Source organism: Arthrobacter sp. StoSoilB22, from assembly GCF_019977315.1.
Classification (GTDB): Bacteria; Actinomycetota; Actinomycetes; order Actinomycetales; family Micrococcaceae; genus Arthrobacter.
Genome location: NZ_AP024652.1, coordinates 2,373,190 through 2,399,154 on the forward strand (window position 1 = coordinate 2,373,190; position 25,965 = coordinate 2,399,154).

The following is a 25,965-nucleotide window of genomic DNA, read 5'->3' on the forward strand; positions in this document are numbered from 1 at the left end:
AGAAGCAGAGTGGGAAATGACCATACGAACCATTCCATCAGGACAATTGAACGGCCACGGGCTATTGCCCAGGCTCCGCATTGCTGTGGTCGGGGCAGGGTACTGGGGCCCCAATCTTGCCCGGAACCTTAAAGCCAGCCCGGACTGGGATCTTGTTGCCATCTGCGATCTCGACGTCGAGCGGGGCCTCAAGCTCGCGGAGACAGTGGGCGGGGTGGCCGTCGTCGAATCCCTGGACGAGCTGTTGGATACCTACAATCTGGATGCCGTAGCCGTAGCGACTCCCGCGCATACCCACCATGGAGTGGTGATGACAGCCCTGCGCGCAGGCAAACACGTCCTGGTGGAGAAGCCACTTGCCGACAGCCGCACCAAGGGCTTGGAAATGGTGGAAGAGGCAAAGGCGCGGGGATTGGTCCTCATGGCAGACCACACCTACTGTTTCACCCCAGCGGTCCTCAAGATTCAGGAGCTGGTAGCCAGTGGCGCCTTGGGCGACATCCTGTATGTCGACTCCGTCCGCATCAACCTCGGCCTCGTCCAACCGGATGTCAACGTTTTCTGGGACCTGGCACCGCATGACCTGTCCATCCTGGACTTCGTCCTGCCCGGCGGGCTGCATCCCACGGAGATTTCCGCCCACGGCGCGGATCCGCTGGGAACCGGCAGGGACTGCGTTGGACACCTGACCTTCGGTCTGCCCAACGACGCCATGGTCCATATCCACGTGAACTGGCTCAGTCCCACCAAAATCCGGCAAATGATCATCGGAGGGTCAAAGAGGACCCTTGTGTGGGACGACCTCAACCCCCAGCAGCGCCTCAGCGTCTACGACCGCGGGGTCAGCCTGGAGCACCAACCCAGGTCTGCCGCAGACAAACGAACCTCAGCTATTTCCTACCGGCTGGGGGACACATGGTCCCCGGCCCTGCAGGAACGGGAACCCCTGGGCCAAGTAGTAAGCGAACTTGCCTCCTCCATCCGCAACCGGACAACACCACGGACCAGCGGTGAATCCGGGCTCCGCGTCCTGTCTGTGCTCGAAGCCGTCACCCGAAGCTTGAGCACTGACGGACAATCAACCATTGTCGCCGGGAATGAAGTCTCCCTCCAGGTTGTACGGTGAAAGAGCTTCCAGGAGCACACGTGCTGGTTACCGGAGGCGCCGGGACCATCGGATCGACGCTGGTTGACCAGCTGCTCGACGCCGGCGCGGCGCACGTGGACGTGCTCGACAACCTGGTCCGGGGCCGCCGCGCAAACCTCGGCGAAGCCCTCGCCACTGGCCGGGTGCAGCTGATCGAAGGCGACCTGCGCGACCGCGACCTCGTCCACGACCTTACCAGGGGCAAGGACCTCCTCTTCCATCAAGCGGCCATCCGCATCACCCAATGCGCGGAAGAACCACGGCTTGCTTTGGAAGTCCTGGTGGACGGGACCTTCAACGTCTACGAGGCTGCTGCAACACACAAAGTGGACAAACTGATCTCAGCATCAAGTGCCTCCGTTTACGGCATGGCCGAGGCATTTCCCACCAAGGAAACCCACCATCATCACAACAACGACACCTTCTACGGCGCGGCAAAGTCCTTCAACGAAGGAATGGCCCGGAGTTTCCGCGCCATGTCAGGCCTGAACTACGTCCTCCTGAGGTACTTCAACGTCTACGGGCCCCGCATGGACGTCCACGGCCTCTACACCGAAGTCCTGGTTCGCTGGATGGAGCGAATAGTCGATGGCCTGCCCCCTGTGATTTTCGGCAGCGGAGACCAAACCATGGACTTCATCCATACCGAGGACGTTGCCAGAGCCAATGTCCTCGCCGCCCTCAGCGAAGTACGCGAAGGCGTCTACAACGTAGCCAGCGGTACCGAAACCAGCCTGGCGGAACTGGCTCAAACGCTGCTCAAAGTCATGGACTCACCCCTTGATGTGGAACACGGCCCGGAACGGGCTGTCAACGGAGTTGCCAGACGCCTCGCAGACGTCACGGCAGCACGCGAGGACCTGGGCTTCGAGGCCGCCATAGCGTTGGAAGACGGGCTGCGCTCGCTGGTCTCCTGGTGGCGTCCGCTGCGGGAAGAGATCGCCGCAGGCCGCGCGGTAGCCCGCCCCACGGCTCCGGCAGTGGGTGTGCGATGACTATCTCCGAAACCCAGCTGGGCCGTATTGATGTCATGAAGCCATGGCTGGGCGAGGCAGAGGCGCAGGCGCTTGCTGAAGTCGTCGCCTCCGGCTGGGTAGCCCAAGGCCCCAAGGTGCGGGAATTCGAGGACGCTTTTGCAGCTGGCCAGCATGCCGGATTCGCCATCGCAACCTCGAGTTGTACCTCCGCACTGCACCTGGCCCTTGTTGTTGCCGGCGTAGGAGCCGGTGACGACGTCGTGGTGCCGTCCTTCTCCTTCATTGCTACCGCCAATGCTGCTGCATACGTCGGCGCCAGGCCAATTTTTGCCGATGTCGATCTTCATACAGGCTGCGTCACCGCTGCGACCATCAAAGCTGCACTGACTCCTGCCACCAAAGCGGTCATAGCCGTTGACCAGGGCGGAGTCCCGGTTGACTTGGAACCCATCCGGGCACTCTGCGATCCTCTCGGAATCATTGTGGTGGAGGACGCGGCGTGCGCCATCGGCTCCCTCTACCGCGGACAACCGGTGGGTTCCACCGCGGAGCTGTCAGCGTGGTCATTCCACCCGCGGAAAATCCTCACCACCGGAGAGGGCGGCATGCTCACCACTGCGCGCCAGGACTTCGGTGACAGGGCACGGCGACTTCGTGAACATGCAATGAGCGTTTCCGCCGCCGACCGGCACGCCAGCCTCCTCGCCGCCCCGGAGGAGTACCTCGAAATCGGGTTCAACTACCGCATGACCGATCTTCAGGCCGCCGTCGGAATCGTCCAACTCAGCCGCCTCGAAGCGGTTGTCCGGCGTCGCCGCGAACTCGCAGCGACCTACGCCCAAGCCTTTGCCGGCGTGGAAGGTCTCCGCCTGGTGAGCGATCCGGAGTACGGCATGAGCAACTTCCAGTCGTGCTGGCTTGAGGTGGGCCCGGCCTTCCCCGTCGGACGCGAGGTTCTGATGGCACATTTGGCCTCGGACGGGATATCTGCCCGTCGCGGGATCATGGCCGCGCACCGGCAACCTGCCTATGCAGGCGCCGATACAGGTGCCGCTGAACTGGGAGTCACTGAATGGTTGTCCGACCACACCCTGATCCTCCCGCTTTACCACGAACTTGCACTGCACGACCAAGTTAGGGTCATCGACTCCGTACTGCGCGCGGCGGGACAGCCATGAGCGAGCTACTTCTCATTGCTGCAAGCGGCCTCGCCCGGGAGGTGCTTGCCATGGTCCGCAGCAGCGGGCCGTTCGACGTCGTAGGGATCCTGGACGACGACGAGGACAAGCTGGGCCGCGTCGTGGACGGCGCCCACGTGCTCGGTCCGATCCGTGAGGCCATGAATTACCCCCACGCATTGCTGCTGATTTGCATTGGAACGGGGAGCGGCCGGGAAAGCGTCGTGCTGAGGCTCCGTGCTTTGGGCTTGGCTGAAGACCGCTATGCCACGGCGATAGATCCGTCGGTGCATGTTCCCGAGGGCTGCGTGATTGGCCGGGGAAGCATCATCCTCGCCCACGTGAGCATGACGGCGTCCGTGACCATCGGCAACCATGTTGTTGCCATGCCGGGGGTTACCTTCACCCACGACGACGTGATCGGCGACTATGCCACGTTGGCCTCCGGCGTCTCGCTCGGAGGAAACGTCCACATCGGCAGGGCGGCATACCTCGGAATGAACGCCAGTGTCCGCGAGCGCCTGAGCATTGGGGCGAAAGCGACCATCGGCATGGGGGCCGCTGTCCTTGCCGATGTTCCTGAGGATGAAACCTGGGCGGGTGTGCCGGCCCGGGTGATTCGGCGGGGTAATTCTCCTGAGCTGGAGGGCGTGAAATGAAAGTGATGCGGCCCAGGCCCCTGGTGAACCGGCCGACGGTGACGGTGGTGATTCCCTGCTACAACTACGGGCGGTATCTGCCGGAGGCTGTCAATAGTGCGTTGTCGCAGGAGATGGTGGAAGTGGACGTCATCGTGGTCGATGACGCGTCCACGGATGGCAGCGCAGCGATCGCGTGGGGGCTTGCCGCAGCGGATCCCCGGGTTTCGGTGGTCCATCATGGGCAGAACCAAGGGCATATTGCCACTTACAACGACGGACTTTCCAGGGCCCGGGGCCGTTACGTGACGCTGCTTTCGGCCGATGATGTGATCGCTCCCGGTGCACTGGGGCGTGCTGTGGCTTTGATGGAGGCCAACCCGAACGTGGGGATGGTTTATGGGTTGCCGAAGGACTTCGTTGATCAGCCCCCGCCTGTTGCCTTGCATGGGCGCACCACGTGGACGGTGTGGGAGGGTAGCCGGTGGCTCGCACTTGCGTGTGCCCGCGGACGGAATTTCATTCTGTCCCCCGAGGTGGTAATGCGGACCGAGACGGTGTTGAGTGTTGGCGCTTACAGTGCCTCGCTGCCACATTCGGGGGACTTGGAGTATTGGTTGCGTGCGGCTGCTTCCTGGGATGTTGGGCGGGTCAACGGGCCGGTGCAGGCTTTCTACCGGGTTCATGGGAACAACATGCACCAAACGGAGTTCGCTGCGGCGGCGGTGGACCTCCAGCATCGGCTTGAGGCCTTCCGGGTTCTTGAAGATGTCCGTTTTCCGATTACGTCAGAAAAGCGGGTTCGCCAGTTGCGGCGGGCCAAGGGTGCGCTCAGCAAGGAAGCCTCGCATTTGGGGGCAAGGGAAGTCATCCGTGGCGGCTCGCTGGAAACTGCCATTGAGTTGCGTAAGTTCATTGAGTGTCTGCAGGATGTCCCGGGGAATGTCCATAGGGCGAACGCGCTTCAGGCCAGGATCACACGTGTCTCACGTGGCGGTCGGCCACGGCCGGCAACGAGTGCTGCCGAGTTTGTCCGGAGCCAGCTTGAGCGCGTCCGCTGGCGTTTGTGGGCCATGACAGGAATTTCATGACGACCGGTAGCGGTGCGGACCGCACTCTGGGCGCCCGGTCCGCGAGCGCCACGCTGTGGGGCGGGGTCAACATGGCCCTCGGCAGGATCGTCCAATTCGCCACCACCATCATCGTGGCCCGGATGATTGCGCCCGAGCATTTCGGTGCCCTGGCCGTGGCTATTGTGGTGCAAACCATCGCCACGAACATGGCAGAGCTGGGTGCTACAGCGGCGTTGGCCAGGGGCAACGGGGATCCGGACAGGATCGGACCAACTGTTTTCTCCATTTCTTTGGTGACCAGCGCAGTGATGACTGCCGGAGCCGTGCTCCTGGCTCCTGCTTTGGCTGCAGCTTTTGACGACCCCGCGGCGACTCCAGTGATCCAGGTACTCTCTTTGACCATCCTGTTCCAAGGTATTGGTGCTGTTCCGTCCACCATGGTGTGGCGTGAGTTCCTGCAGAAGCCGCGGGTTGTCGTTGACGTTGGCAGTGTGGCGGTAGTGCTGGTGCTCGTTGTTCCCATGGCGCTGGATGGGTGGGGGGCCATGGCGCTGGCCTGGTCCAGGGTGGGCGGCCAGTTCTTCGCCATGGTTGGGTATTGGGTCATCACGCCAAGGAGGTATGCCCCCGGCTTTGACCGCGCGGTGGCCAAGGAGGTCCTGCGCCTGGGCATGCCGTTGGCCATGGCCAACCTGGTGGTGTTTGTGACCCTCAACATGGATTACCTCCTCATTGGCCGAATGTTGGACCCGGCCGCCCTGGGTCTTTATCTGTTGGCCTTCAATTTGGCCGGTCTTCCGAGCTCGGTGATCACGGCAGTCATCCGTGCCACCGCGGTGCCCACTTTCGGCAGGCTATTCGCCGAGGGCACCCTTGGGGAATTGGCGGGGCGGTTTGTTGCGGGGGTCTCGTATTGCGCGTTCCCTATCTCGGCGATGATCATCGCACTTGCAGAGCCGCTGATGGTCACAGCCTACGGACAAGCGTGGGCGCCTGCAGGCATCGCGCTGGCGACCCTCGGCGTTTTTGGGGCCGCACGGATTCTTGTGGAACTCTTTGCCGACTTGAGCGTGGGTGCAGGGAGGACTGTATGGCTCTTTTGGGTCCAGGTGGCGTGGCTTGTTGCCCTCACACCCGCACTGTATTTCAGTATCCGGTGGTGGGGGATTGCCGGCGCCGGCGTGGCCCACGCGGCTGTTGCCTGCCTGATTGTCATACCTATGTACGTCATGGTTCTTGCGTCAGTGCTGGGCGTCCGCGCCGGGGAGTTGTTGCGTGGAAGTATTGCCCCTCTTGCGGCGGCCGTGGTTGCGGGATCCTCGGCCCGGATCGCCACGTTCAGCATCACGGACCCTGTGATGGCACTCGTGTTGGGATGCTGCTTGGGCGGATTCGTTTATGCCCTGCTGACGTTCCGGCAGGGCAAAGTACTCCTGCGGACAGTGCGTGGCCTGCTCCGTAAAGGCCAACCCCTGCCCGGGAACACGCCAGCGATGGAGGGTCGGTCATGATTCCGAACCTGCCGATCATGGGTCCAGGCCCGGTTCCAGGTGCCGATCTGGCAGTGGTTACCCCGAGCTATTTGCCTGACCGGGAGTTGTGCTTGGACCTGAACCGATCCGTCCTTGAGATGACTGCGCCCGGCGTCACTCACCACATCATCGTGCCGGATCATGACCTCCATGCTTTCGCCGGCCTTGGCGGGCCCAGGACAGAGGTGCACGGTGCCCGGGAATTTCTTCCGCGGTCTTTCACCAGGCTCCCGGGAGTCAATGTATGGATCAATTCCGCCCGCCCCTGGCCGCCGATCCGCGGCTGGATCGTCCAACAAATCATCAAACTGGCCGTAGTTGCGAGGCTTAATGTTGACGGGGCGTTGCTTCTGGACTCCGACAGCATCCTTATACGCGAGACAACCCTCGATACATTCCGCAAGGACGGTCGAGTGACTCTGTACCGCGCTCCCGGTGCCGTTGATCACACCCTTCCAGGGCACAGACTCTGGCATGTAACGGCACGCCGGCTCCTTGGCCTTGCGCCCCCACCGGCCTCCGACTTGGCGGACTACATTTGCTGGCCGTGCCTATGGGAGCCCGCTGTAGTGAGAAACATGCTTCAGCACATCCAAAATGTCACGGGTAGGGACTGGCCCACAGCAGTGGGAGCACAACTGCATTTTTCCGAAATGATGTTGTATGGCCTCTACGTAGATGAAGTCTCCGGCGGAACGGTCCCGGCCGTCAGCGAAATGCTGGGGATTGTCCACACCGCCGAGGTACCCCTGAGCCAGGCAGAAATCGAACGCCTCCTCAGCGGGGCAACCCAAAACAAGAATGTGGTGATGCTCTCCGCCAAGGCCGGGATACCGCTGGACGTGCGCAGGCGTGCGCTGCGGTCGTACCTTGACTCCTCGCTCGGGTCCGAACGGGGTGATCTCCAGTGAGAAGCATTTACCGCCGCGTTCTTACCCACGCCAGAGAGCATGGCTGGCGTTCGGTCACTAAGAAGGTGCTGCAAAGGACAGCCGCCAAAGCCCTTGAAAACCTGGCATTGGATGAGCCTGTGCTACCCCTTCGTCCTGAAGACATTATGGAGGCGGCAAGGCGAGGCGCTGTGGACAAGCCACGTCCCAGAACGGGCAGCCTTGACGTCGGGTGGGTGTGCACGCCTCCGGGACCTGGCTCGGGCGGACACACCACTTTCTTCCGCATGGTCCAGGGCCTGGCTGACCGCGGCCACCGCTGCACACTGTATCTCTACGATCGAAACAGCGACGACGTTTCCCGTCACGCCTCCGTCATCCGGCAATACTGGCCGGACGTTGATGCCGGCATCAGAAGTGTTGCCGAAGGTCTCGAAGGTTTGGACGCGGTGGTCGCAAGTTCGTGGCCAACCGCATATGCGGCCGCGACCCGTCGGGGACCGGACGTGCATGGCTTCTACTTCATCCAGGACTACGAGCCCTACTTCTACCCCCGGGGAACGTTGTATTGGCTCGCTGAGAACAGTTATCGCCTGGGGTTCACCAACATCGCCCTCGGAGAAATGATCACCCCCGTCATGAAAGCGGAAATAGGCCAGGAACCCGCCGCGACGGTGCCCTTCGCCTGTGACACCGCAACGTACCGACTGTTGGACGCCGGAGAACGTCAGGCGCCCCGCCAGGGGGTGGTCTATTACGCGAAGCGTGCTGTGGATCGACGCGGGTACCTCCTGGCCAAGCTGGCCTTGGAGCAGTTCCACTCCTTGCACCCGGAGCAGGAGATCCACGTATACGGGGACAGGATCACAGGATGGTCCATCCCTGTGAACAACCACGGCAATCTAAGCCCTGCCGAATTGAACAGACTGTACAACCGCACCATCGCCGGACTTGCGATCTCCTACACCAACATCTCCCTTGTCCCCGAAGAGTTGATGGCTGCCGGCAATGTTCCCGTCATCAATGAATCGACGTTCTCGGAACAGGTGATGAGGGACCCCGACGTCGTGTGGGCTCCGGCAACCCCCGGCCGGATGGCCGAGGCTCTTGCACAAGCAGTGGAAGCCCCCAACATAGCCGCACGTGCGGCGGCCATTGCGCAACGGGGGCGTCTGGACTGGTCAGTGTCACGGGAGAACTTTGCCAGGGTTATTGAATTGGTCTGCGCCAACGAGCCCGGAAGTCCGGGGTTGTTATGAGGATCTCCAGGAATCGCATGAATCTCCAGCCCGCGCCGGCGCCCATGGGGCTGGATGATCTCAACGTCAGCGGACTATCCCCCCGCGCACACCTGCCGTTGTTGATTAAATTTGCCGCTTTCGCTATCTTCTTCTTTCCCTCCAATATGGTGCTCAAACCGCTGGGAGCTGTAGGGACGTTGCCGCTGATGATTGCGTTGCTTCTTTTGGCGGTTTGGCTGTGCTCTGTCCTTTTTGGCCTGACCAACCCCCTGGACACCCGCCATCCCGGCCGCATGGGCTTGGTTATCCTCTGGGTGGGAACATGTGCCTCCTATGCGGCGATGTACTCCGGCTACACGGGAGGAAGCGAAAGCCCTGCACGCGCTGCAGCTGACAGATGGCTGATTCTCCTGCTGGCCAGTGCAGGAATCATTCTGGTGACGGCGGAAGCCGTGAGGACGCTGAACGCAGCCATGGCCTTGACGCGGGCCCTGTTGGCTGGTGCGGCATTTTGCTGTCTCGTGGCGGCTGTTCAATTCTTCTTCCGTGTTGATCCCATGCAGTTCCTGCAAATGGCGATGCCCGGGTTCACCAACAACGGGGGAAACACAACATTCCAGATACGTGGGTCGTTGATGCGTGTCTCGGGGAGCACCTTCCATTCAATCGAGATGGCTGTTGTCTGCGCAATGCTTCTTCCGCTGTCCATATGGCGGAGCCTGTACGATCAAAAAGGCCGGAAATGGGTGCATTGGACCATCACAGCACTCTTGGTTTTCGCCATCGCCTCAACAGTCTCGCGCTCAGGGATCCTCGGCCTGCTGGCCGGAATGGCTGTTTTCCTGCCTTTCCTGCCCCGGGTTGCCAGGCGTTGGGCTTTCGTTGCGGCCCCCGTGATCGTAGCCGTCTTGTTTCTCGGCGTCCCTGGCCTGGTTGGCACTCTGGGAGCATCGTTGACAGCGGGAGAAAGCGACCCGTCCATTACCACGCGAACCAACAACTACCCCCGGGTGGCGGCAATGGTGGATGAACATCCGTTCTTCGGCGTAGGTCCGGGAAACTACATGCCAACCAACGCCATACACATCCTCGACAACCAATATCTGAACGCAACAGTCACCATCGGTCTGGTGGGTCTGGTGGGCATGATCGCCTACCTGACGTTCCCAGGCATATCCGCCCTCCTCGCCGCCCGTGCTTCCCGCCTTCCCGCATTGCGATGCTTCGCGGGCGCCGTCGCCGCTGCCGGAATCGTTGCCGCCATCTGCTCCCTGACGTTCGACTCCATGTCATTCCCGGTCTTCGCGCTCGCCTATCCCTTCATCGTCGGGCTGTCCGGAGGAACGTGGAACATGGTGCGGCGGGAGCTCGAACATCAAAAATATCCTGCTGCACCAGAGGGCCGAACGCGGCCGCCGCTTAACACGAAGAAACTACTCCCCAAGGAGAGATCATGGACCCCGTAGCCGTCATCAAAACCCTGTGGCGTTACAAAATCTTCGTACTCCCCGTCCTGTTGCTGACGGCGGTGGCGGCGGTCTACATGTTTTCCTACGCCCCCAGAACATACGAAGCCCGCACCACCTACGCCATAGTCGCCCCACAGGTACCAACGGCGGAACAGATCGAAAAGGATCCTGCCCTGGGCTTGCTCAACACTGACAACCCCTACCTGCGCTCTGCCGACACTTCCCTCGTAGCCCAGGTAGCTGTGACCCGTCTGAACGATGTTGCTACGGGCGATTTCCTTGCAGAACAAGGGCTCAGCACGGACTACAAGGTAGAACGGCCCTCGGACGCCTTCCTCATCGACATCTCCGGAATCTCAGATGACAAGGCCCAGGCAATCAGCACCGCCAAGGCGCTGGGGGAGCGCCTGGAGCAAGACCTAAGGACCATCCAAGCGATCAACGGCGCCTCTGATAGATACCTGTTCACGGCACTGGTCGTAGCTTCACCAGAGAAAGCCACAGAACAGTTCTCCAGCAGGTTGAGGTCCGTCATCGTCGTGGTGGTTGCCGGTCTGGTTCTCACACTTGGCGCAGTCTCGCTGGCGCGCGCGGTGGAGACCACCAGGAATCGGGAGAGTAAATCAAAAAACGATCCCCGCAAGCGCAGCTTGCGTAAGATCTCCGAAAGCAACCCGACGCTAGTACTGCCGGGTAAGGACCCAACCTTCGACGACAAGGCTCTGCCGATTTCGGAGCCCCTGGTGGCAATCCACCCACTTGAACCCCACGAAGATAGAAGAACCACCACCACACCATCTGTTCAACCAACCAACAGCCGCTAACGGTTGGGGACGATGCAGCAATGACCAGATTTGGTTACCTGGTGCCGGAATTCCCAGGTCAGACGCACAGCTTCTTCTGGCGTGAACTCAAAGCACTGACCGACCTCGGGCACCAGCCGGAGCCAGTTTCCACCCGCCGTCCACAGCAGCCCGGGACCGTGCCTCCCTGGGCACAGGACCAACTACCTAAGATTCATTACCTGGTCCCACCGGGCCTGTCCGGCATCGGCGGCACAGCCACGACGGCCTTGGCCGGACTCCGCCACCTTGACACGCTGGTAGCAGCGTCCGGCATCCACCGGCAGCCCGCACTGACCCCGGCTCAGACCCGCGACGTTCTGCAAACGGCAGGACTGCTCTGGGCAGGAGCCGCCCTGGCCCGGCACGCGCGCACCAGAGGGTGGCAGCACATACATGTCCATTCCTGCGCCCACGCCGCCCAGGTAGCCCTGTTCGCCCATATGATCACCGGCATCACCTACAGCCTGACGCTCCATGGCCCCCTCAGCGACTACGGCCCAAACCAGCACCAGAAATGGCTCAACGCCAAATTCTCCCTCGTCATCACCGAACGGCTACTGAGTGAAACCCTGCAGCAACTTGAGGACGTCATGCCTGCGGACGTCAGTGTCGCCCCCATGGGGGTGGAACTGGCCGCCTTCACACGCACCGCACCTTACGTCCCGTGGGACGGTGCAGGACCTGCACGGCTGTTCTGCTGTGCCCGGCTCAACCCCAGCAAAGGTCACGAGGAACTCCTCACAGCGGTCCGTCTGATCACAGACACCGGAATAGACGTCGAGTTGACCATCGCAGGCGAGGACGAAATCGGAGGAAAGGGCTACAGGCAAGCCATGGAAAACCTCATCAAGGAACTCGATCTCACACAGCGGGTAACGCTCCTCGGTGCCGTTCCGGAGCACAGGGTCAAGGAAGAACTTCAAAGAGCACACATCTTCACCTTGGCCAGCCACCAGGAACCACTGGGTGTGGCCATCATGGAGGCCATGGCCATGGAGGTTCCCGTGGTAGCCACATCAGCCGGGGGCGTCCCGGACCTGATAGCTACCGGACAGTCCGGCACCTTGGTCGATCCCGGTAATCCCGCATCCCTGGCAGCGGCAATACTGCACACCCTCCACAACCCCTCGCGCTCTGCAGCCATGGGACAGCGGGCGCGGATAACTCTTGGCGAATCCTACGACGTCTCCAAGAGCGCCCGCATCATGGCAGCACGGATCTGAACCAACTCCCGGAAAGGGAAACAATGAAGGGCAAAACAGTTGGCCTCTGGGCCGGTTCTGCGCTCGCAATCGCGGCCGTCAGCCTGATCGCCGTCGTGGGATCAAGCCGGACCCCCACGCCCTCAGCCCTGCCGGTTCCCGGAAGTTCCCCCAGCAGCGGGTCCGCGCCCGGAACGTCCCTGGCACTGCGCGACGTGGACGGAGGACCGGACTACTACGGGAAATTTGCCAACAGCCTTCCAACAGACCCATCCTTCTTTCCTCTGGGGGTGTGGCTGGAAAGCGTCCTGGACAAAGGCAACACAGCCATGGACTCGGCAGCCGGCATCAACACCTACGTTGAACTGACAGGGAACTCCGACGTGCAGTTGATCAAAGACTCCGGCATGTATGCGCTGCCAACTTTTCGGCACGCTGCTGCCGCGGGCTACGTCTTGAGCGACGAAGTGGACATGTGGGCAGGCCCGGGGGACGCCCGATGGACCGGCAGATACCCAGGGGACGGCGCACCGTGTTTTCCCGAAGGCACACCATGCGGGTACACCATACAGAAGGAACGGCGGGCATACGCACCACAGAACGTCTTGCTTTACTCCAACTACGGAAAAGGCGTCACCTTCTGGGAATCCGACCAGGAAGCCCACGGATTCATCAGGGGAGTCCAGGATGTGGTCTCCGCGGATAACTACTGGTTCACCGATCCCAACATCTGCGGCAAAGGCGAAGGAGGTGCCATTGTTGGCTATGCAAGAGACCTGACGCGAGAGGAATGCCGACTAGCTGCCAACTATGGCTGGACCATCGACAGGCTACGGAATCTGCAGGACCCCGCCACCAGAATTCCTGTGTGGGCGTTCGTAGAGAATGGCCATCCTTCAGGCGATGTCCCCAACACCACAACAATCACCGGCCCTGAACTCAAGGCCGCAGTCTGGAGCAGCCTCATCCACGGCGCCCGGGGAATCATCTATTTCAACCACAACTTCGGCGGCCCATGCGTCACCCAACACGTCATTAGGGACTGCGGCAAAGACATAGTGCCCACACTCACTTCCGTGAACAAGCAAATCACAGACCTCGCACCCGTCCTCAACGCCCCCTTCCTTGACGGCGCCACCACAGTCACCGGCCCCGTAGACCTCGCCACCAAACTCCACAACGGCCACGTCTACATCTTCGCGGGAGCGAACAAGAACACCGGCGGCGCAGCGACCTTCACGCTGAAATGCGGCGGCAGCACCGCCGTCGTCATCGACGAAAACCGCACCATCCCCATAGTGGCCGGAACCTTCACCGACACTTTCGCCGACGGCAACGCCGTCCACCTTTACAGCATTGAAGGCGGGGGCAGCTGCGGCTTCTGACTAACGGCTGGTGTCGTCCCGCTCCCAACCAGGCAGCGCCTGAGGGCCAAACAGCGCACGACGGCGGCCCGCACCGGCGAACACGACGTAAACGGCGGCATCAAAAACGCTCAGCGGCCCCCTGACGGAGGCAAGCAACTGCCGTACAGTCCTCGCCGTGGAGGCACCGCCGGATACGAGATCCTGCTCCGCATTGCCCCGATACGTGCGCCTAAGAACAGACATCAACGCCTTGCACGTCCGGGGCGTCCGCACCACCACAGGAACCGTAGCCAACACCGCCTTCTCATGGGCAGAGAAGAGCCGATCCACATAGTAGTCATCACCAGTAAGAGGGGGAAAAGACCCCAGCCGCTCATGCCCGGTGAAACTCAACCCATAAGCACCCGCACCCCAAAGCGCCTCGGCATTGCCCGGTATACGGGAACGGGCACGGTAATACGAGCGCACCAATACCGAAGCGCCCTCGGTGTCATAGCGAAAAGCCGGACGGGCAGCCAGCAAAGTCCCATCCTCCAAAGCAACAAAAACTGCATGAAGCGCAGGGGCACTGACTTCAATATCGGCATCCAGGTACACGCGCGGCCATCGCTGCGTTGCCTGATCGGCAGCGTTCAACGCCGCAGTCTTGGAAGCCTCCGGCACGTGAAGCACCTGAACACCCCCGTACCTCGACGCGATAGCCTCCGTGGCATCCTTACACCCGTTACATGCCACCACCACATCAACTGTGCCCCACGCGATGACCTCGCTCAACGCCTCAAGCGTCCTGCTGATAACACCGGCCTCATTATGCGCCGGGATGATCACCGCACCGGAAGGATGGGTAACAGTCATGGCGTGGCTGCCGTCGTGGTCCGCGTCGCGTGCGGGAGCCTCTCCCAACGCCGCTGCATAAGGACCGCCAATGCAGCATCCCGATGCCCGGCTTTGTTCAACCGCGCAATTTCCGCAGCCAACACAGCACCACGGAATGCCAACGCCCGCCCACGTCCAAGATACTTCTCTGCATACCGCACCCTGTTGACCGACATCAAAGCAGTCAACTGCGGAGATGACCCCGAACCACCACGTTCATGCCACATCCGGGCAGCGGGTTCGAACCAAATGGAGAAACCCGCCGACCTCACCCGATGGCAATAGTCCGTCTCCTCCGAATACAAAAAGAACTGCTCATCCCAAGCACCCACCGCCTCCGACGCCGCAGAGCTAATCAGCAGAGCCGCACCCGTGGCCCAATCAACCCGGTGCCCGTGCAAATAGCTCTCAGTGTCAAAGTCCATCTCCGACAACCAACCCGGCCTGCCCTTCGCATGGCTACCCAAAGCAGCATCACCCAGCGCTCGCAGAACGCCCGGTTCACGGCGTAGCGACGGGTAGATGCTTCCGTCATCGTCCAACAGGACCGGTACCACCATGCCGGCTCCCTGCTCATCCATCCGCTGGAGCATGGCGGCCACCGCGCCTGGTTCCACGCGGAGGTCCGGGTTCAGGATGAGGTAGCTTCCTGCTTCCCCTGCAACAGAGAACGCAGCGTTGATTCCGCCCGCATAGCCGAGGTTTCCGCCCGTTCGCACTGCTGTGATGTCGGGGTGGTGTGCGAGCTCACGCAGCGTGCTCTCATCCGGGGAGTTGTCCGCCACCACCACTTTGATGGAAACATCGGCTGCTTCCTTGCGCAGGCTCGCCACCAGCGGCCCGACGTCGTCAGCGTTGTTGTAGGTGACAACCACGACGGCGACGTCGGCCGCTTCGGTGGCCGGGACGAACGATCCCGGAGCCCGGCTGGGCACGGGTTCCGGGACAGCGTATGCGGCGCTGGAAAGCAGCTTTCTTGGCTCGACGTCGGAACTGCTGGCGGTCCGCAACTTCACGTATGCCTCCGGCCCCTCCACCAAATAACGGCGTGCCAAGCGGCGTGGCTCCAGCATCAGGCGCCATGCCCACTCAAGGCTGTGCGAACTGGCCCAGGAGGGAGCCCGCCGGACGTTCCCCGCCAGGAAATCGACCACGGCACCGAATGCCAGCAGGACCTTGGCGCCGGTCAGGTGACCGTACTCGGCTATCCACAGTTCCTGTCGGGGTTTTCCCAAGCAAACAATCAGGACATCGGGCGATGCCGCCCGTATCTCCCGGGCGAGCCTGCGGGAGGCTGCTGCGTCTCCCAGCGTGGACCTGGCGGGAGCCCACCAACCAACTACCTTCAGCTCAGGCCGCTCGGTTACGAACTTGCTTGCGATCAGTTTTTGGGTCTCTTCCGAACCTCCCAGAAAACCCAGGCGCAAGCCGCGTGCCGCTGCTCCTGCCAGGAAGGGGTGAATGAGGTCGCTGCCGGCAAGCCGGGGCCATGTCTTTGACGTCAGGCGCCGAGCCTGGGTGGCCAGGGGGGCGCCGTCAATCAGGGTTAACCATTCAACAGGCGCGGGCGGGTCCAAAGTGCCTATCCAGCGGCTTCCGGTTCCGAAGTGTCGGATATGGTCCAGGTTTGCGGAGCAGACGCCCAGAGGGGGAGCATCGGGGGAGCCGGCGCGATCCAAAATTTCCCGAAGCGCGCCCTCAGCCTCCATGAGCTTGACCGGGACCCCGCCCAGATTCACCCAAGGAGCCTTAGCCACCGTCTCTGCGGAAGCGGCCACACTGTGGTGGTCCTCGCCCTGGGGTACGCCGGCGGGGACGCCGCGACGCGGGTAAAAGTGGGGGACTGCCCTGTGGAGGAGATCTCCCACGGGCATGATTTTCGGTAGCAGCATTCTCGGCTCCAACTCAAGGCATCACCATGTGGCCGACGATCCGAGGCTGCTGCACTGCCTGGATCGTCGGTGGCGGACCAGTGCCGCCGTGTCAACATGTTTATTTGAGTTGTCTCCCGGCCTCCTGCAAGAGGCTGCCGTACGGCTACTTTAGGACGTTTCGCAGGACTCCGCTAGAGTTCCAGGCCTTTGATGTACTCGGCCAGACGCTGTGCTGCCGGGGGTGGATCGAATCCGGTCGCGCGGATACCGGACAAATCCAGGACGCTGCTGCGCGGCCTTGGAGCAGTGCGGGGTCCTGCGTAGTCGGCGGTGCCGATCGGACGCACCAGATTCGGATCGGCGCCCACAAGGCGGTAGACATCGCGGGCCAGCTCAAACCAGGTCTGGGGGTTGCCACCGTTGCTGAGGTTGTACGTCCCGTACGGGGCTTTGTTGAGGAGCAGGTGACGAATGCCCGCTGCGATGTCGGACGCGAAACTCAATCGCCCCCATTGGTCATTCACCACCGTTGGCGAGGCACCCTTCGCGGCCAACGCCGCCATGGTTCGAACAAAGTTCCTGCCGCTGCCCACTACCCAACTAGTCCTGACGATGTAATGCCTTGGCGTGATGCCCGCCGCGAGGTCGCCGGCAGCCTTGCTTTGGCCGTAGACCCCCAGGGGAGCTGGAAGCTCATCCTCGAGGTGAACCTCTGCTGTGCCGTCGAAAACGTAGTCACTGGAGATGTGGACAAGAGTTAGTGAATGCTCGACGGCGGTACGCGCCAAGCGGGAAACGGCGGCGGCGTTGATGCTCCAGGCAGCAGCCCGGCCTTCCGGTGTTTCGGCGACATCTACCGCGGTGAACGCGGCGGCGTTGATGATGGCGGAATATTCGCGCCAGTTCACAGCCCGATAGGAGTCCTCGGAGGTGATGTCGAACCGCGCGCGGCCCGCGAACTCCACTGTGGAGTCACCCGCGAAGGCACTCCGAAGGCCAGTGCCCAACTGGCCGTCCGCTCCAAGGACCAGAGTGCGCCGCCTGGGCACTGGCACGACGTTTGCCAGCCGTGGGTGCTTCTGGTCCGGCGCGGAGATTACGCAATGATCCAAGGGGATCGGCCAGGGAACTGCCACATCCTCGTCGGCGAGGTTAAGGAACGTGTAGTCCTTCTGTGCCTCCGTGCTCCAATGGTCGTTGACCAGGTACGTGTAGGCGGTGTGGTCCTCCAGGGTCTGGAATGCGTTGCCCACGCCGCGGGGGACGTAGATGGCCTCGCCGGGGGTCAGTTCTGCGGTGAACAGCGTCCCGAACGTTGGCCCCTCCCGCAAGTCCACCCACGCGCCGAAGATCCGTCCGGAGGCCAGTGAAACGAACTTGTCCCAAGGCTCCGCATGGATACCGCGAACCGTTCCACGAACTGCGTTGAAGGAGATGTTGTTCTGCACCGGGCCAAAGTCCGGCAACCCGGCATCAAGCATCTTGCCCCGGTGCCAGTTCTCTTTGAACCATCCTCTGCCATCCCCATGAACAGGAAGCTCAAACAGCAGCAGTCCGGGGATGGGCGTGGCCCGTGAACGTAGCTGGCGTCCCTGTTCCACGCCTTAGTGCCCTTGACCTGCGTACTTGGATTCCGTGGCCGCTTTCTGCGGTCTCCACCACTGTTCGTTGTCCTTGTACCACTGGACGGTGTCAGCCAGTCCGGCGTCGAAGTCCGAATAGCGGGGCGCCCAACCGAGCTCACGCCGAAGTTTGCCCGAATCGATGGCGTACCGCAGATCATGACCTGGCCTGTCCGTGACCAGGTCATATGCTTCGCGCGGCCGTCCTGCGAGGGAGAGCAGCATCTCAACCACCTCCCGGTTGGACCTTTCGCCGTCTGCGCCTATCAAATAGGTTTCGCCCACGCGTCCGCCCTCCAAAATTGCCAAGACTGCGGAGGAATGGTCTTCCACGTGGATCCAGTCACGAATATTCCGCCCGCTGCCGTAAAGATGTGGCCGGTTCCCGTCCAGGATGTTGGTTATCTGCCGCGGTATGAATTTCTCCACGTGCTGGTACGGGCCGTAATTGTTGGAGCAATTGCTAATGGTTGCTTTGAGGCCGAATGAGCGCACCCACGCGCGCACCAACATATCCGAGCCGGCTTTCGTTGCCGAATAGGGACTCGTTGGCCGATACACGGAATTCTCCGTAAAGCGGTGGGGATCGTCCAGCGCCAAGTCGCCATAGACCTCATCGGTGGAAATGTGATGGAATCGCGTGCCGTGCGTTCGTGCGGCTTCGATCATGGTGAACGTTCCCGCAAGATTTGTATCAAGAAAGGGTCGGGGATCCTGCAGCGAATTGTCGTTATGGGACTCTGCTGCGAAATGCACCACCGCTTCAACGGATTCCGTCAGCTTGTCAACCAACACTGCATCGCAAATGTCTCCCTTGACGAAGGTGAAGCGCTCCGGCGGCAGCCCGGAGAGAGATTCGATGTTCCCGGCATACGTCAGTTTGTCCAATACCGTGACATGAAGCCCGGTGTGCTCCATGATGTAGTGGACAAAGTTGCATCCGATGAATCCGGCCCCGCCGGTGACAAGGATTCTCTGCATGGCCCTAGAGTAACCGCCAGCGGCAATACTGGGCACAGGTGAGGACGGCAGGTTTGCGAGGAATTGTTCTTGCAGGTGGAACGGGTTCAAGGCTTCATCCCATCACGCTCGGAATCAGTAAGCAGCTGGTTCCGGTGTTCGACAAGCCGATGATCTATTATCCTCTGTGCACGCTGATGCTGGCGGGAATTCGCGACATTCTTGTCATCACCACGCCCGGCGATGCCGCGCAGTTCCAGCGGCTCCTCGGAGATGGTTCACAGTTCGGCATCAATCTCAGCTACGCAGAGCAGCCCACCCCGGACGGCCTTGCCCAGGCGTTCATCCTGGGCGAGGACCACATCGGAAACGGCAACGTGGCGCTGATCCTGGGTGACAACATCTTCAATGGACCCGGCATGGGCAACCAGCTGAGGCACTACACCGACGTCCACGGCGGTGCGATCTTCGGCTACTGGGTCAAGGATCCGTCCGCGTACGGCGTGGTGGAGTTCGACGATCATGGAATGGCCGTCTCCATTGAAGAAAAGCCCGCAGTCCCCAAAAGCAACTATGCCGTTCCAGGGCTCTACTTTTATGACAACAACGTTGTTGCCATGGCGAAAGACCTGCAACCGTCGCCGCGCGGGGAACTGGAGATCACGGATATCAACCGGAAATACATGGAACTTGGCCGCTTGCATGTGCAGAAGTTTCCACGGGGCACTGCCTGGCTGGACACCGGCACCTTCAGCGACCTCAATGACGCTTCAAACTACGTCCGGACCACGGAGAACCGGCAGGGTTTGAAGATCGGGGCTCCCGAAGAGGTGGCTTGGCGCATGGGATACCTGAGCGACGACGGACTCCGCCAGCAGGCTGCAAAGCTCGCAAAAAGCGGCTATGGAAGCTACTTGCTGGACATTCTGGACCGCCAGTAGACCCAGCTACGCTGCTGAAACGTCCTCCAGGGCGCGGGCAATCTCAGCCGGCAGAACCGTCAGTTGCGCGTCCAGCAGTTCCTTGAGCTGAACAGCGTTCCTGGGGCCAACGATTGCGGTGGCTACCCCCGGCCGGGCGAGCAACCAGCTGAGGGACACGTCTAGGGGAGTGCGGCCCAGTCCGCGGGCTGCCATCGCCACTGCTTCAACCACGCGCGACGCCCGCGATTCCAGATAGGGCTCAATGTAACCGGCAAGGCGGCTTTGTGCGGCACGGGAATCGGCAGGTATTTGTCCACGATATTTACCGGACAGCACACCACGGCCCAAAGGCGCCCAGGCCATCAGCCCCAGTCCGGCGTCTTCCACGGCAGGGATGAGTTCTTCCTCGGCTTTGCGTTGGACGAGGGAGTATTCGGACTGGTTTGCCACCAGGGTAAAACCGGCCACGGCCGCTGCCTTGGCTGTCTGCCAGCTGTTGTAGTTGGATATCCCAACGTAGCGGGCACGTCCGCTTCGCTGGGCTAGTTCCAAGGCAGAGAGAGTTTCGTCCAGTGGTACATTCGGATCCCACTCGTGAGCGAACCAGATATCAATGTAATCAGTGCCCAGCCTGGCCAGGCTGGCATCAAGGGCGGACAGCAGTGCACCCCGCGATGCGTTGACGCTTCGCCTGGAGTCTGCTGACGACACGCCGGCTTTGGTGGAGATCACAATCTCGGACCGGGCCACTACATCGCCCAGCATGGATCCCAACATGGCTTCTGCCCGCCCTTGCGCGTAGGACGCTGCTGTGTCCACCACGGTGCCGCCCCCGGCAACGAATGCGTGGAGGAGTTCAGCAGCGTCCTGTTCGTCGGTCTCCTGTGCCCAGGACATGGTTCCGAGGGACAATGAGGACACACGGAATCCGCTGTTTCCGACATAACGCTGCTGCATAGCAGTTAGCTTACGGGGAGTTAGAGGACTTCATGACGTAGGGTCTATTCACGTGAACTGGATAGAAGCAGCCTTGCTGGGCCTGGTGCAGGGCCTCACCGAATTCCTCCCGATTTCCTCGAGCGCACACCTGCGGATTGTCGGCTCGTTCCTTCCCAATGCCTCAGACCCCGGCGCTGCCTTCACGGCGATTACGCAGCTGGGAACTGAAACCGCCGTGATTGTCTACTTCTGGCGCGACATCGTAAGGATCGTCCGGGCCTGGTTCGGCTCCCTCACAGGGAAGGTAGAGCGGAACAACCCGGATGCCCGGATGGGCTGGCTGGTGATCATCGGTAGCCTGCCGATCATCATCCTCGGCCTGTTGTTCCAGGACCAGATCGAGTCAGTGCTGCGCAGCATGTGGATTGTGGCCACCATGCTGATCGTGTTCGGCATGATCCTTGCTGTAGCCGATGCCATTGGCCGGCAGGAGAGGGATCTCACCCAACTGAGCTATAAGCACGGCATTCTTTACGGCTTCGCCCAAGCGATGGCCTTGATCCCCGGCGTGTCACGCTCGGGCGGCACCATCACCGCCGGCCTCCTGATGGGGTACACCCGTGAAGCCGCCGCCAGGTACTCCTTCCTCCTGGCCATACCGGCAGTGTTCGGCAGTGGCCTGTACCAGCTCTACAAAACGGTTTCAAACGAAGGCTTGGGCGGGCCCTACGGCCTCCCGGAGACTGCGCTGGCCACGGTCATCGCCTTCGTGGTGGGTTACATCATCATCGGCTGGTTCCTGAAATTCGTCTCCACCCGCAGCTACCGCCTGTTCGTTTGGTACCGGATCCTCCTGGGTCTGGCCTTGTATGTCCTCCTCGGTTTCGGCGTGATCAGCGCCTAGCACTAAGGTTAAGTCGTGAAATCGTGGACCTCCCGCCCTGTACCTGAGCTGCCCGGCAGCCTGCCGCAACTACGGCTGTATGACACAGCCCTTGGGCGGGTGGTGGACGTTGAGAAGCAGCCGGAGCAGTCGATGTATGTCTGCGGCATCACCCCGTATGACGCGACTCATATGGGACACGCAGCCAGTTATGTGGCGTTTGATCTCCTGAACCGCGCTTGGCGCGATTCCGGCGTCCGGGTCTCCTACGTCCAAAACGTCACGGATATTGATGACCCCCTCTTGGAGCGGGCTACAGCTACCGGAGTGGATTGGCGTGACTTGGCCCAGAGCCAAATCGAGCTGTTCCAGACAGATATGGACGCTTTGAACGTCCTCGCGCCGAACCACTACATCGGCGCTGTGGAGGCCATCCCGGACATTGTTCCGGCCATTGAGCAACTGATCGCCGACGGCGTTGCCTACCGGGTTGCCGGCTCCGAAGGAGAGCCCGACGGCGATGTTTACTACGACGTCGAGACCGCCGGCAAGCGCTCAGACGCCACAGACGCCTGGACGCTGGGCGATGTTTCCGGCCTGGGTGAGAAGGACATGCTGGAATTGTTCGCTGAACGCGGTGGAGACCCGGCCCGGGCGGGCAAACGCCACGCCTTGGATCCTTTGCTGTGGCGGGTTGCCCGTGAGGGCGAGCCGAGCTGGCCCGGCGCCACCCTCGGCGACGGCCGTCCCGGCTGGCACATCGAATGTACGGTGATCGCGCAAAAGTATCTTCCTGCACCCTTCACCGTTCAGGGTGGTGGCTCCGACTTGGTGTTCCCGCACCATGAAATGGGCGCCGGCCATGCTTATTCACTCTCCGGAGTTCCGCTTGCGCGCCATTATGCGCACGCCGGAATGGTGGGGCTGGACGGAGAGAAGATGAGCAAGTCCAAAGGCAACCTGGTTCTTGTCTCAAAACTTCGCGCTGCCGGTGAGGAACCCGCGGCAATACGTCTGGCAATCCTGGCCCATCACTACCGCTCCGACTGGTCATGGACCGATGCCGGGTTTGCAGAAGCCAAAGACCGTCTCAAGCGGTGGCGCATAGCTGTGGATCACGCCCCTGCTGGATCTGCTGCGGCCTTGACAGCGGCCATGCGCGGTGAACTGGCCAACGACCTCAACGCCCCGGGGGCCATCGCCGTCGTCGACCATTGGGCAGGGGAAGCGATTCGCGCCGACGCGGTCAGCTCGGCTACGGATGCCGCCCTTGTTACTGACGCCATTGATGCTCTGCTCGGGGTTGAGCTCTAAGCGACTCCCAAGAAAAACCAACAACGGCCCTGGCATCATGCCAGGGCCGTTGCTTGTTTGAGGGGTTTGTCCTCTTAGGGACGTTCTTTACCGCGCCGTTTCAGGTACCGCTCGAATTCACGGGCAATGGATTCGCCTGAGGCCTCCGGCAGGTCAGCTGTATCTTTCGCTTCTTCCAGCTGCCGCACATAGGCGGCAATCTCAGGGTCTTCTGTTGCAAGCTCGTCTACTCCGCGTTCCCAAGCCTCAGATTCTTCAGCCAATGGCTGGCTGTCCAAAGGAACTTGGAGGAGGTCTTCGATCCTGTGCAGAATCGCCAGCTGTGCTTTGGGGGAGGGCGGCTGGGCGACATAATGAGGTACTGCTGCCCACAATGAGACTGTGGGCAGCCCTGCCAGCATTGCGAACTCTGCGAGCACACCCACAATGCCCACTGGTCCCTCGTATTGGGATGCCTCCAGGTTCAGGCGCTCCCGCAGTGAACTGTCCTCGGTGGTAGTACTCACCGGAATCGGACGGCTGTGGGGGACATCGGCCAGCAGTGCGCCCACCAAAATCACGGAGTCCACTTTGAGCGCTTCCGCATGGACCAGCAATTCTGTGGTGTAAGCACGCCAGCGGTATGAGGGTTCGGTGCCGAGAACCAGGACCACATCCACGTTGCTGTCCGGAACCTCAGCCTTGTAAATCCGGGTTGACGGCCATTTCACCTTTCGGGCGCCTGAGGACGTCCGGCGCACCGTGGGCCGCGTGAACTGGAAGTCGTAGTACTCCTCGGCGTCCACGGTGGCCACCTTCTTGCCGTCCCAGAGCTTGTTCAAGTAGTGCAGAGCATCGCTGGCGGCCTCACCGGCATCGTTCCAGCCCTCAAACGCGGCAAGCATTACGGTGACACGCCGGCCGTCCGCGGGTTCCTTGAGGAAACGCTCGGGCTCCGCGGTGATGTCCTGTCCTTCGGGGGTCCCGTCCACACTGTTCATCCACTCACCCTACGTCCAAGACCCTTGTGGATGCATGGCATTTCACCCCGAAGCGTGTCCGCGATTCGCCCACAGCGCAACCCGCGGACGGCCGCGCGCTTGGTTCCACGTAGACTGGAAACCATGCATTCCTCACCCAGCCAGCCCCTCCTCAAAGCCGTGCTCTGGGATATGGATGGCACACTCGTGGACACCGAACCCTATTGGATAGCGGCCGAGCGTGCGCTGGTGGAGTCCCACGGCGGGACCTGGTCCCACCAGCAGGCCATGCAGTTGGTGGGACAGTCCTTACTGCACTCGGCAGCCGTCCTGCAGGCCGCAGGCGTCAGGTTGGAGGCCCGCGAAATCGTAGACACCTTGAGTGCACAAGTGATCGCCCAGGTCCGCAAAGAGGTTCCCTGGCGGCCAGGCGCCCGCGAGCTGCTGGATGAACTCCACGAGGCAGGCATTCGCTGCGCACTGGTGACCATGTCCGAAGGGCCCCTGGCCGGTGTGGTGGTGGAAAGCCTACCCAAGCCCTACTTCGAGTTCATGGTCACCGGCGATACTGTCACCCACGGAAAACCGCACCCGGAGGCCTATCTCACGGCAGTTGAACGGCTCAAGCTGGACGACCCCTCCGTTAGCATCCACCACTGCGTCGCGCTCGAAGATTCCATCCCCGGCGCAACGGCAGCCATTGCTTCGGGGGTGATTACTGTGGGAATTCCCCATCAGGTGCCCCTTCCGGACGATCCACGAATGATCATGTGGCCCACGTTGGTTGGCCGTGCCGCTCCCGATCTGCAAGAGCTGGTAGCTCACCGTTTCGCAGCAGCGAACTTGCTTGAAGGGGCCAGCTAGGTGACCAGCCCGTCCACACCGCACCATTCGCAAAGCAAAAAACGTGACGGCATCCCTTTGGGGAAGATTGCCGGCGTGCCGGTCTACCTCGCGTACTCGTGGTTTGTCATAGCAGCCATCACCGTGGTCTTCTACGGTCCGTTCATCATGGATTTCATACCAGGACTGGGCAACTGGGCTTACCTCGTTGGGTTGGCGGTCGCGTTACTCCTGGCGTTATCAGTTCTTATCCATGAACTCGCCCATGCCCTCAGTGCGAAAGTCTTCCACTGGCCCACCGAGAAAATTGTCATCAATCTTTGGGGCGGACACACACAGTTCGAGAACTTCACCGCCTCTCCGGGGCGTTCCGTGGTTGTGGCGTTGGCCGGCCCGGCATCCAACTTCGTGGTAGCCGCAGTGATGTTCTCGATCGACTCCGTTGCCCAGTTCAAGGGAGTTGCCGGGACGCTGACAGACATAGTAGTGATGGCCAATCTGCTGATTGGAATCTTCAACATTCTCCCGGGGATGCCGCTGGACGGGGGTCGATTGGTTGAGTCTGCGGTCTGGAAAGCTACGGGCAGCCAGGACAAGGGCACCATTGCAGCAGGATGGTCCGGCCGGATCATTGTGGTGGCACTTGTTATCTGGTTCATCGTGGTCCCTTTCCTGAGGGGGCAATGGCCGGATCTGATGTACACCACCGTCACCGTGCTTGTCTGCGGTTTCCTCTGGATGGGCGCCTCCAGCTCCATCCACCACGCTAAGCTCCGCAGCCGCCTGTACCTGGTCAGTGCTGCCGGCCTCGCTGAGCCAGCAGTAGGTGTGCCGAACTCGGCATCCGTGGCTGACGTCCTGGACATTTCACCGACCGGAAGTCCCGCCGTCGTGATTTGCGGTCCTGACGGCAAGCCACAGGGTGTGGTGGATTTCGGTGCAACGCTCGCTGTGGCGGCCGCACATGCGACGACGACGCCGGTCACCGCCGTGGCTCATGCCCTGGCCGCCGGGGCTTACGTCCCGGAATGGTCGAAGGGCCAGGAATTGATCCAGTACCTGGCTCGCCTGGACGGCGGCGAATACGCTGTGGTGGACCACAATGGAATCGTCACCGGGCTGCTTCGGCAGCAGGCAGTAGTGACCGCCATAACAGGTAAGGAAGCACGCAGGAGCGGGCGCGCCTGACTGTCTTGCCGGTAGAGTTACTTGC

23 protein-coding genes are annotated in these 25,965 nt (G+C 61.5%); 17 read left to right on the forward strand and 6 right to left on the reverse strand.

Annotation, left to right across the window (positions count from 1 at the left end; genetic code table 11):
• The first annotated feature begins 16 nt into the window (after positions 1 to 16).
• Genes LDN70_RS11045 through LDN70_RS11100 form a run of 12 tightly spaced genes read left to right on the forward strand, consistent with a single transcriptional unit; the run spans position 17 to position 13,577 of the window.
• On the forward strand, positions 17 to 1,126 hold the full coding sequence (locus LDN70_RS11045; protein WP_223940328.1) for a Gfo/Idh/MocA family protein: 1,110 nt from the start codon (positions 17 to 19) through the stop codon (positions 1,124 to 1,126).
• Positions 1,123 to 2,142, forward strand: coding sequence for an NAD-dependent epimerase/dehydratase family protein (locus LDN70_RS11050; RefSeq protein WP_223940329.1), 1,020 nt, complete (start codon positions 1,123 to 1,125; stop codon positions 2,140 to 2,142). The genes LDN70_RS11045 and LDN70_RS11050 overlap by 4 nt, the downstream gene beginning before the upstream one ends.
• Positions 2,139 to 3,302, forward strand: coding sequence for a DegT/DnrJ/EryC1/StrS family aminotransferase (locus LDN70_RS11055; protein WP_223940330.1), 1,164 nt, complete (start codon positions 2,139 to 2,141; stop codon positions 3,300 to 3,302). The genes LDN70_RS11050 and LDN70_RS11055 overlap by 4 nt, the downstream gene beginning before the upstream one ends.
• Positions 3,299 to 3,961: an acetyltransferase gene (locus LDN70_RS11060; RefSeq protein ID WP_142939182.1), complete on the forward strand. Its 663-nt coding sequence runs from the start codon at positions 3,299 to 3,301 to the stop codon at positions 3,959 to 3,961. Before LDN70_RS11055 ends, LDN70_RS11060 begins: the two co-directional genes overlap by 4 nt.
• Before the next feature lie 5 nt (positions 3,962 to 3,966).
• On the forward strand, positions 3,967 to 5,031 hold the full coding sequence (locus tag LDN70_RS11065; RefSeq protein ID WP_223940331.1) for a glycosyltransferase family 2 protein: 1,065 nt from the start codon (positions 3,967 to 3,969) through the stop codon (positions 5,029 to 5,031).
• A complete protein-coding gene (locus LDN70_RS11070) occupies positions 5,028 to 6,524 on the forward strand; it encodes an oligosaccharide flippase family protein (RefSeq protein ID WP_223940332.1) in 1,497 nt (498 codons plus the stop codon). The genes LDN70_RS11065 and LDN70_RS11070 overlap by 4 nt, the downstream gene beginning before the upstream one ends.
• Complete coding sequence (locus LDN70_RS11075; protein ID WP_223940333.1) at positions 6,521 to 7,456, forward strand: DUF6492 family protein; 936 nt, start codon at positions 6,521 to 6,523, stop codon at positions 7,454 to 7,456. Before LDN70_RS11070 ends, LDN70_RS11075 begins: the two co-directional genes overlap by 4 nt.
• The gene (locus LDN70_RS11080; RefSeq protein ID WP_223940334.1) at positions 7,453 to 8,694 is read left to right on the forward strand and encodes a rhamnosyltransferase WsaF family glycosyltransferase; all 1,242 of its coding nucleotides are present in this window, start codon (positions 7,453 to 7,455) and stop codon (positions 8,692 to 8,694) included. The genes LDN70_RS11075 and LDN70_RS11080 overlap by 4 nt, the downstream gene beginning before the upstream one ends.
• Before the next feature lie 17 nt (positions 8,695 to 8,711).
• Positions 8,712 to 10,142, forward strand: coding sequence for an O-antigen ligase family protein (locus LDN70_RS11085; protein WP_223940335.1), 1,431 nt, complete (start codon positions 8,712 to 8,714; stop codon positions 10,140 to 10,142).
• Positions 10,130 to 10,969: a YveK family protein gene (locus LDN70_RS11090; RefSeq protein WP_223940336.1), complete on the forward strand. Its 840-nt coding sequence runs from the start codon at positions 10,130 to 10,132 to the stop codon at positions 10,967 to 10,969. Before LDN70_RS11085 ends, LDN70_RS11090 begins: the two co-directional genes overlap by 13 nt.
• Positions 10,970 to 10,989: 20 nt before the next feature.
• Positions 10,990 to 12,213: an exopolysaccharide biosynthesis GT4 family glycosyltransferase EpsE gene (gene epsE / locus LDN70_RS11095; protein WP_223940337.1), complete on the forward strand. Its 1,224-nt coding sequence runs from the start codon at positions 10,990 to 10,992 to the stop codon at positions 12,211 to 12,213.
• Between the two features lie 23 nt (positions 12,214 to 12,236).
• A complete protein-coding gene (locus tag LDN70_RS11100) occupies positions 12,237 to 13,577 on the forward strand; it encodes a hypothetical protein (protein ID WP_223940338.1) in 1,341 nt (446 codons plus the stop codon).
• Here the strand turns inward: LDN70_RS11100 and LDN70_RS11105 are convergent, their stop codons facing one another.
• The 4 genes from LDN70_RS11105 to rfbB form a co-directional block, all read right to left on the reverse strand.
• On the reverse strand, positions 13,578 to 14,414 hold the full coding sequence (locus LDN70_RS11105) for a glycosyltransferase family 2 protein (protein ID WP_166840705.1): 837 nt from the start codon (positions 14,412 to 14,414) through the stop codon (positions 13,578 to 13,580).
• A complete protein-coding gene (locus LDN70_RS11110; protein ID WP_142939173.1) occupies positions 14,411 to 16,327 on the reverse strand; it encodes a WecB/TagA/CpsF family glycosyltransferase in 1,917 nt (638 codons plus the stop codon). Before LDN70_RS11110 ends, LDN70_RS11105 begins: the two co-directional genes overlap by 4 nt.
• Positions 16,328 to 16,500: 173 nt before the next feature.
• On the reverse strand, positions 16,501 to 17,910 hold the full coding sequence (locus tag LDN70_RS11115; RefSeq protein ID WP_223940339.1) for a sugar nucleotide-binding protein: 1,410 nt from the start codon (positions 17,908 to 17,910) through the stop codon (positions 16,501 to 16,503).
• 3 nt (positions 17,911 to 17,913) lie between these two features.
• Complete coding sequence (rfbB, locus tag LDN70_RS11120) at positions 17,914 to 18,912, reverse strand: dTDP-glucose 4,6-dehydratase (protein ID WP_142939171.1); 999 nt, start codon at positions 18,910 to 18,912, stop codon at positions 17,914 to 17,916.
• Between the two features lie 53 nt (positions 18,913 to 18,965).
• Here rfbB and rfbA point away from each other — a divergent pair, with 53 nt between their 5' ends.
• Entirely contained in the window at positions 18,966 to 19,832 is an 867-nt protein-coding gene (gene rfbA / locus LDN70_RS11125; protein ID WP_142939170.1) for a glucose-1-phosphate thymidylyltransferase RfbA, read from the forward strand.
• Between the two features lie 6 nt (positions 19,833 to 19,838).
• Here the strand turns inward: rfbA and LDN70_RS11130 are convergent, their stop codons facing one another.
• Positions 19,839 to 20,771 (reverse strand): aldo/keto reductase, encoded by a 933-nt coding sequence (locus LDN70_RS11130; RefSeq protein ID WP_142939169.1) that lies wholly within the window; start codon positions 20,769 to 20,771, stop codon positions 19,839 to 19,841.
• A 52-nt stretch (positions 20,772 to 20,823) separates the two neighbouring features.
• Between LDN70_RS11130 and LDN70_RS11135 the strand changes: the two genes are divergently transcribed.
• Positions 20,824 to 21,657 carry an undecaprenyl-diphosphate phosphatase gene (locus LDN70_RS11135; RefSeq protein ID WP_166840700.1) on the forward strand — a complete coding sequence of 278 codons (834 nt, stop codon included), beginning with the start codon at positions 20,824 to 20,826 and terminating at the stop codon, positions 21,655 to 21,657.
• 15 nt (positions 21,658 to 21,672) lie between these two features.
• The gene (gene mshC, locus LDN70_RS11140; protein ID WP_223940340.1) at positions 21,673 to 22,950 is read left to right on the forward strand and encodes a cysteine--1-D-myo-inosityl 2-amino-2-deoxy-alpha-D-glucopyranoside ligase; all 1,278 of its coding nucleotides are present in this window, start codon (positions 21,673 to 21,675) and stop codon (positions 22,948 to 22,950) included.
• Positions 22,951 to 23,024: 74 nt separating this feature from the next.
• On the opposite strand, the gene LDN70_RS11145 is transcribed toward mshC, so the two are convergent.
• Positions 23,025 to 23,930 carry a PAC2 family protein gene (locus LDN70_RS11145; RefSeq protein ID WP_142939166.1) on the reverse strand — a complete coding sequence of 302 codons (906 nt, stop codon included), beginning with the start codon at positions 23,928 to 23,930 and terminating at the stop codon, positions 23,025 to 23,027.
• 30 nt (positions 23,931 to 23,960) lie between these two features.
• Here LDN70_RS11145 and LDN70_RS11150 point away from each other — a divergent pair, with 30 nt between their 5' ends.
• Positions 23,961 to 24,773 carry an HAD family hydrolase gene (locus tag LDN70_RS11150; protein ID WP_223940341.1) on the forward strand — a complete coding sequence of 271 codons (813 nt, stop codon included), beginning with the start codon at positions 23,961 to 23,963 and terminating at the stop codon, positions 24,771 to 24,773.
• Positions 24,774 to 25,940 carry a site-2 protease family protein gene (locus tag LDN70_RS11155; RefSeq protein WP_223940342.1) on the forward strand — a complete coding sequence of 389 codons (1,167 nt, stop codon included), beginning with the start codon at positions 24,774 to 24,776 and terminating at the stop codon, positions 25,938 to 25,940.
• The last annotated feature ends 25 nt before the right edge of the window (positions 25,941 to 25,965 follow it).

Excerpts from the sequence above, each read along its gene's own strand:
- LDN70_RS11045 (WP_223940328.1), top strand. The coding sequence starts at position 17 with ATGACCATACGAACCATTCCATCAGGACAATTGAACGGCCACGGGCTA.
- LDN70_RS11055 (WP_223940330.1), top strand. The coding sequence starts at position 2,139 with ATGACTATCTCCGAAACCCAGCTGGGCCGTATTGATGTCATGAAGCCA.
- LDN70_RS11060 (WP_142939182.1), top strand. The coding sequence starts at position 3,299 with ATGAGCGAGCTACTTCTCATTGCTGCAAGCGGCCTCGCCCGGGAGGTG.
- LDN70_RS11065 (WP_223940331.1), top strand. The coding sequence starts at position 3,967 with ATGCGGCCCAGGCCCCTGGTGAACCGGCCGACGGTGACGGTGGTGATT.
- LDN70_RS11070 (WP_223940332.1), top strand. The coding sequence starts at position 5,028 with ATGACGACCGGTAGCGGTGCGGACCGCACTCTGGGCGCCCGGTCCGCG.
- LDN70_RS11075 (WP_223940333.1), top strand. The coding sequence starts at position 6,521 with ATGATTCCGAACCTGCCGATCATGGGTCCAGGCCCGGTTCCAGGTGCC.
- LDN70_RS11085 (WP_223940335.1), top strand. The coding sequence starts at position 8,712 with ATGAATCTCCAGCCCGCGCCGGCGCCCATGGGGCTGGATGATCTCAAC.
- LDN70_RS11090 (WP_223940336.1), top strand. The coding sequence starts at position 10,130 with ATGGACCCCGTAGCCGTCATCAAAACCCTGTGGCGTTACAAAATCTTC.
- epsE (WP_223940337.1), top strand. The coding sequence starts at position 10,990 with ATGACCAGATTTGGTTACCTGGTGCCGGAATTCCCAGGTCAGACGCAC.
- LDN70_RS11100 (WP_223940338.1), top strand. The coding sequence starts at position 12,237 with ATGAAGGGCAAAACAGTTGGCCTCTGGGCCGGTTCTGCGCTCGCAATC.
- LDN70_RS11105 (WP_166840705.1), bottom strand. The coding sequence starts at position 14,414 with ATGACTGTTACCCATCCTTCCGGTGCGGTGATCATCCCGGCGCATAAT.
- LDN70_RS11110 (WP_142939173.1), bottom strand. The coding sequence starts at position 16,327 with ATGCTGCTACCGAAAATCATGCCCGTGGGAGATCTCCTCCACAGGGCA.
- rfbB (WP_142939171.1), bottom strand. The coding sequence starts at position 18,912 with ATGCAGAGAATCCTTGTCACCGGCGGGGCCGGATTCATCGGATGCAAC.
- LDN70_RS11130 (WP_142939169.1), bottom strand. The coding sequence starts at position 20,771 with ATGCAGCAGCGTTATGTCGGAAACAGCGGATTCCGTGTGTCCTCATTG.
- LDN70_RS11145 (WP_142939166.1), bottom strand. The coding sequence starts at position 23,930 with ATGAACAGTGTGGACGGGACCCCCGAAGGACAGGACATCACCGCGGAG.
- LDN70_RS11150 (WP_223940341.1), top strand. The coding sequence starts at position 23,961 with ATGCATGGCATTTCACCCCGAAGCGTGTCCGCGATTCGCCCACAGCGC.